Origin of the sequence: Nocardia concava NBRC 100430, assembly GCF_000308815.1 — a bacterium.
Taxonomy (GTDB): Bacteria; Actinomycetota; Actinomycetes; order Mycobacteriales; family Mycobacteriaceae; genus Nocardia; species Nocardia concava.
The window spans coordinates 1-4981 of the sequence record NZ_BAFX01000169.1; the positions used below are offsets into that span (position 1 = coordinate 1).

At 69.6% G+C, this 4981-nt stretch carries 5 protein-coding genes; 3 read left to right on the forward strand and 2 right to left on the reverse strand.

Features of this window, described 5'->3' with window-relative positions; translation table 11 throughout:
• The first annotated feature begins 205 nt into the window (after positions 1-205).
• A complete protein-coding gene (locus ON43_RS35180) occupies positions 206-1606 on the forward strand; it encodes a polysaccharide pyruvyl transferase family protein (protein ID WP_063712688.1) in 1401 nt (466 codons plus the stop codon).
• Positions 1603-2409 carry a glycosyltransferase family 2 protein gene (locus tag ON43_RS35185; protein ID WP_040814613.1) on the forward strand — a complete coding sequence of 269 codons (807 nt, stop codon included), beginning with the start codon at positions 1603-1605 and terminating at the stop codon, positions 2407-2409. Before ON43_RS35180 ends, ON43_RS35185 begins: the two co-directional genes overlap by 4 nt.
• A gap of 55 nt (positions 2410-2464) precedes the next feature.
• On the opposite strand, the gene ON43_RS35190 is transcribed toward ON43_RS35185, so the two are convergent.
• Together ON43_RS35190 and ON43_RS35195 are read right to left on the reverse strand one after the other, a co-directional pair.
• Positions 2465-3100: an MspA family porin gene (locus ON43_RS35190; RefSeq protein ID WP_086008093.1), complete on the reverse strand. Its 636-nt coding sequence runs from the start codon at positions 3098-3100 to the stop codon at positions 2465-2467.
• 228 nt (positions 3101-3328) lie between these two features.
• Complete coding sequence (locus tag ON43_RS35195; RefSeq protein WP_040814615.1) at positions 3329-4426, reverse strand: methyltransferase domain-containing protein; 1098 nt, start codon at positions 4424-4426, stop codon at positions 3329-3331.
• Between the two features lie 14 nt (positions 4427-4440).
• On the opposite strand from ON43_RS35195, the gene rfbC reads away from it, so the two are divergent.
• Positions 4441-4981: dTDP-4-dehydrorhamnose 3,5-epimerase (gene rfbC, locus ON43_RS35200; protein WP_040814616.1), on the forward strand; the 541-nt coding region annotated here is incomplete at its 3' end.

Genomic DNA, 4981 nt, shown 5'->3' on the forward strand with positions numbered 1-4981 from the left:
CCGTCCCGATGGCCATGGACTACGTCGACGGCAAGTGGCTGTGCAGCAAGCTGGTCATGTCAGGGCTCCCGAGCTGAACCACCCGCCCGAATAATCTTGTGCGTACACTGCTTTCGCACGGCGGGCCACAGCCAACCTGGCGCGGATAACGGTCGTGCGATAGATTCGCGGCAGCTTGCTCGGGCCGTGTCGGAAGGAATCGAGCGTGGGGAATTTCGGCGCGGGGGATGGTGCCGGGACAGTGCGAGTGCTCATCGAGAACGGCGAGTACGCGCTGCGCAATCGTGGGGATATCGCCATGCTGGCCATGGCTGTCGAACATCTGCGGCAGCGGTGGCCACGGGCACGAGTGGGAGTGCTCACCGAGGAGCCGGGCATCCTGCGCGGCCTGCTGCCGGGTGCCGAACCCGTGGTCGCGCACACCGGGGGACATTGGGGCAGAAGCGGTCTCGCGGGACTGCTGGACGAACAGGCCGGAATCCACCTGCTCGGCCCCGCGGCCCTGCAGTGGCGCGCCGCCACCGAGGCACCCAAACACTATCTGCGCGGTCTCGCCGACCGCGCGCGTCAGGAGGTCCGGCAGTACACCGGCATCGGGTCCGATACCGCCTGCCCGCCGAGTCTCTCGCCGATCCCCGGCGCGCTCGCGGAGTCCGATCTGGTGCTCGCCCTGGGTGGCGGCTACCTGACCGACTCCGATCGCCACCAGGCTCATCGCACCCTGAATCTGCTGGAAGCCGCACAGCACCAAGGCATTCCGACCGCCATGATCGGCCAGGGCATCGGACCGCTGCACGACAGCGAGTTGCTGCGCCGCGCCGCCGAGGTGCTGCCGGGCGTCGATCTCATCGCCGTGCGGGAGCGTCGCCGCGGACCCGCGCTGCTCGACGAACTCGGCGTCGATCCCGAGCGGGTGCTGCTCACCGGCGACGACGCCATCGAGTTCGCCTACCGCTCGCGTAGACCTGGCATCGGCACCGATCTCGGTGTCTCCCTCCGTATTTCGAGCCGATCCCAGGTGGGCGACGCGGCCCGCGACACCCTCGGCGGGGTACTGCGTCGCGAAGCCGCCGCCTTGGATACCGCGCTGGCACCGCTGGTCGTCGCCGAGGGCGCGAACGGCGACCGCCGCCACACCCTGCCCCTGCTGCACGGAGCACCTCGTGTCCGCGAGCCCATCGCCCGCACCGGCACCGCCCGGGACGTCGTCCGTCAGGTCTCACGCTGCCGGGTCGTGGTGACCAGCGCCTACCATCTCGCCGTTTTCGCGCTGTCGCAGGGCATTCCGGCGGTGGCTGTAACGGCCTCGCAGTACTACGACGACAAATTCTATGGGTTGGCCGACATGTTCAACGGCGACACCGCCGGCGCTGCGGAGTCCGGGCTGCAGATCGTGCACCTGGACGCGGATGACCTCGACACCGAATTGACGCGTGCGATTCACCGGTTGTGGGAGTCCGCGCCGGAGCTGCGGGATACCCTGCAGCAGAGGGCAGTTGAGCAGATCGACGCCGGTCGCGCGGGTCTGGATCGAGTGTACGGACTCGTGGCGGGAGGTGATGGCCTGCCCACCCGAACCGTCCAACCAGCTCAGGGGGCTCGATGAAGAACCTCTCGGTGTGCGTCCCCGTCCAGGACGACGGGCGCACCCTGGCCATGACACTGCGCTCGATCCTCGACCAGGACACCGATGTCGAGGTGATCGTGCTGGACAATTCGCCCGGCCGGAACGGGCCCGACGACACGGCGTCGGCCATCGCACGGTCCTTCGAGGACAAGCGGTTGCGCGCGCACCGCAATGCCGAGGCCCTGCCCATCGGCGAGAACTGGAACAAGGCCGTCTCGCTGAGCTCCGGCCGTTTCGTGAAGGTGGTCCGCCCGGGCGACACCTTGCTCCCGGGCGCCCTCGACAAGCAGCTGGCGGTCATGGGCGACAATGGAATCGCCCTGTGCGCCGCCAGATTTCAGGTGATCGACGAGCACGGCACGGTCGTGGCCACCGATCGCGGCCTGCCCGGCCTGCTGGGCCGTCGCGACGCCCGCGCCCTCATGCGCACCCTCGTGCACCGCGGCCCCGCCGACTTCGGCCCGATCACCGCCGCCGTCTTCCGCCGTCAGGACTTCGACCGTGTCGGCGGCTTCCGCGGCGGTGACCCGGGCTTCCCGATGGACGCGGACCTGTTCGCCCGAGTCAGCGCCTTCGGCGACTTCCACGGCATGCCCGAAATTCTGGTTGCCCGAAGCGATTCCGCTGCCGACCCGGCCGCCTCCTCGGTCACCGCCCTGACCGAGATGCTGCGCTTCCATCACCGTCTCGGTTCGGAATACCCGCAATACGTCGGCCGCGCCGCCGTACTCGGCGGCGACTGGCGGTTGGCCCGTGCCGCCGCCGCACGGGTCCGGCGGTAGTGAGCAACGGGCCCGGTCGGTCGCTGAGGCGCGGCGACCGCCCGGGCCCGGGAAATCAGTTCTGCGACAGCGGACCGTACGCGACGACCACGTCGCCGCTACCGCTCACCAGGCGCACGAACGGCCGGATGGTGGTGGTGCCCAGGACGCCGGTGACGGTGCCGTGGAACCCGGACATGGTGATGCAACCCTCGTTGCCGGAGACATCGCCGCCGGCGGTGTCCACGGACTGGATGCCGGGCCCGAACCCGACATCGAGCTGGATGCCCAGGGTGGGAATCAGATTGAAGAGGTCGACCTTCGGGTCGTTGCCGATCTCCAGCTCCAGGCCGGGCGTCTGGTACTGGAAGGAGATCTTGCCGGAGAGCGTGGCCGGGTAGCCGACCTGGTAGCCCATGGTGATGTGGCCGTTCCACGACTCGCCCGCGGGCACGTCCACCTTGAAGCAGGCCTTGCCGCTGTGGAACCACTCGCGGGTCAGCGGGTTCCCGTCCAGCGGGGGCACCCAGTCGATGCGGGTGTCGGCCGAGATGGCCTCGACCGCGCGACCCTTCTGGTCGACGATCGTATTGGTGGCATCCACCGCGGCGGCACCGGTGCCGCCGCTCAGTACGAGTCCGATGGTGCCCGCGGCCGCGATGATCGCGGTGCGCGAAAGCGCAGTCTTGTTGTTGCGCATGATGAATCCCATTCCCTCATCAGATATAACTGCGTAATGCATACGCGTGCTTGATGATCCCCAGTACTACTGGAACGTGGGTGTACGTCCCCCGTCCCCCTCGGTCGATGATCGACCCCACGCTGAGACTATCCCACTCAATTGCCCTGCGTGTGACCGCAATCGAATGATCGGTATCACAGGCCGACGAGTTGCGTGCCCGGCGATGTCATGCGGGCGCCGGGTGAAGGTCGCTGACTTTCATAGTGTTTCGGGCACTTCGGTCACCCACTTTCCGTTCAGTTCGGGCCACCGGCCGGACACTTCCGGTAGCAGGTCGGGCAAGGTCAGGAACACCAGATCCGGCTGCGCGGCAACGAGTTCGGCCGGAGACAGGATCGGGATATCGGTACCGGGCATGCGACGGCCCTGCTTGCCCGGGGAGGCGTCGGCCACCCCGGCCAGCAGGCCGCGATGCGCGCCCGCCAGATGCAGCAGGGCCACCGCCCGCGAGGCCGCGCCGTAGGCGTAAACCACGCGGCCGGAAGCGCTTTGGTCCTCGAGCCAGCCGCGTAACGCGCGCGCCTGCCGATCGGCGGCCTGCTGGAGCCCGCGCACCACCGCGGGGTCGGCGACCGCCGCCTCCGCGGTGCGAATGCGGGCCAGCGACGGATCGGCCTCGGCGGGTGCGTGCACCGCCGCCACCAGAACCGTGCCGCCGTAGAGCTCGAACTCCCACGCGGTCACCGCGACCAGCCCCGCCGAGCGCAGCAGCTGCTGCAGCGCGGCCAGCGAGTAGTACGCGAAATGCCCGTGCCGCAACGCATTCCACTGCCCCTGCCGCACGATGGCGTGCAGCGAGTGGAACTGCAGCAGCAGCACCCCGCCCGGCGCGGTGGCCGCCGCTCGCTGCGCGAACGCCACCCGCTGATGAGGTTCGTGCATGATGCCGAAGCAGTCGATCACCACATCGGCGGGTCGATCGATCACGGTGTAGCCGCGCTCGGTCAGCAGCGGCAGCCAGGTGCCGCCGTGCGGGCTCCCGAACTCGCGCACGGTGCCGCCGCCGGGCAGCCAGCCGCCGGCCGCCACCCGCGATACCGCGTCGGCGGCCTGCTCCCGCAGCGCCCGCGGCTCCACGCCGCGCGGCTCCGCGGTGACCGTATCGTCCTCGGCCAGCTGCGCCAGCCCGCACATGGCACACAGGTCCATGGCCAGCGGATGCGCCGAATCACCCGGTCCGCCGGCCGATTCCAGGCTCGGAAAGTCGTCCGCCGCAGGCATTTTCCCGAGATCCAGCACCCGCACCAGCGGCCCCAGCCCGCACCCGCGACACCCGTACAACGGCTCCCCGCTCATGGCACGATGACCCGGTGCGCATCGAATCGACCGACCTCGCCGACGTCCTGCTGCTCACCCCGCAGCCGTTCCGTGACGACCGCGGCCTGTTCACCAGAACCTTCGACGCCGAGGAGTTCGACGCCCACCTGGGCACGCCCGGCCTGTCCGCGAGCTTCGTGCAGGATTCGCAGTCGCGCTCGCACACGGGCGTGGTGCGCGGCATGCACGGCCGCTCGGGGCGCGGTGAGGCCAAGCTGGTGCGCTGCGCGCACGGCGCGGTCCACGACGTCCTCGTCGATATCCGCCCCGATTCGCCGACCTTCGGCCGTCAGCAGGCATTCCTGCTGGACGACACCGACTTCCGCCACCTCTACGTCCCGCCGGGCTTCCTGCACGGCTTCCAGGCGCTGACCGAGGTGGCCGACGTCTGCTACCGCATCGACCGCCCGCACGATCCGGCCGAGGATCTGGGCGTCGCCTACGACGACCCGGAGCTGGCCATCGCCTGGCCGCGACCGGTGACCCTGGTGTCGGCGCGGGACGCGGGTGCGGGCTCGTGGCGCGAGCTGCTCG

Excerpts from the sequence above, each read along its gene's own strand:
- ON43_RS35190 (WP_086008093.1), bottom strand. The coding sequence starts at position 3,100 with ATGGGATTCATCATGCGCAACAACAAGACTGCGCTTTCGCGCACCGCG.
- ON43_RS35195 (WP_040814615.1), bottom strand. The coding sequence starts at position 4,426 with ATGAGCGGGGAGCCGTTGTACGGGTGTCGCGGGTGCGGGCTGGGGCCG.
- ON43_RS35185 (WP_040814613.1), top strand. The coding sequence starts at position 1,603 with ATGAAGAACCTCTCGGTGTGCGTCCCCGTCCAGGACGACGGGCGCACC.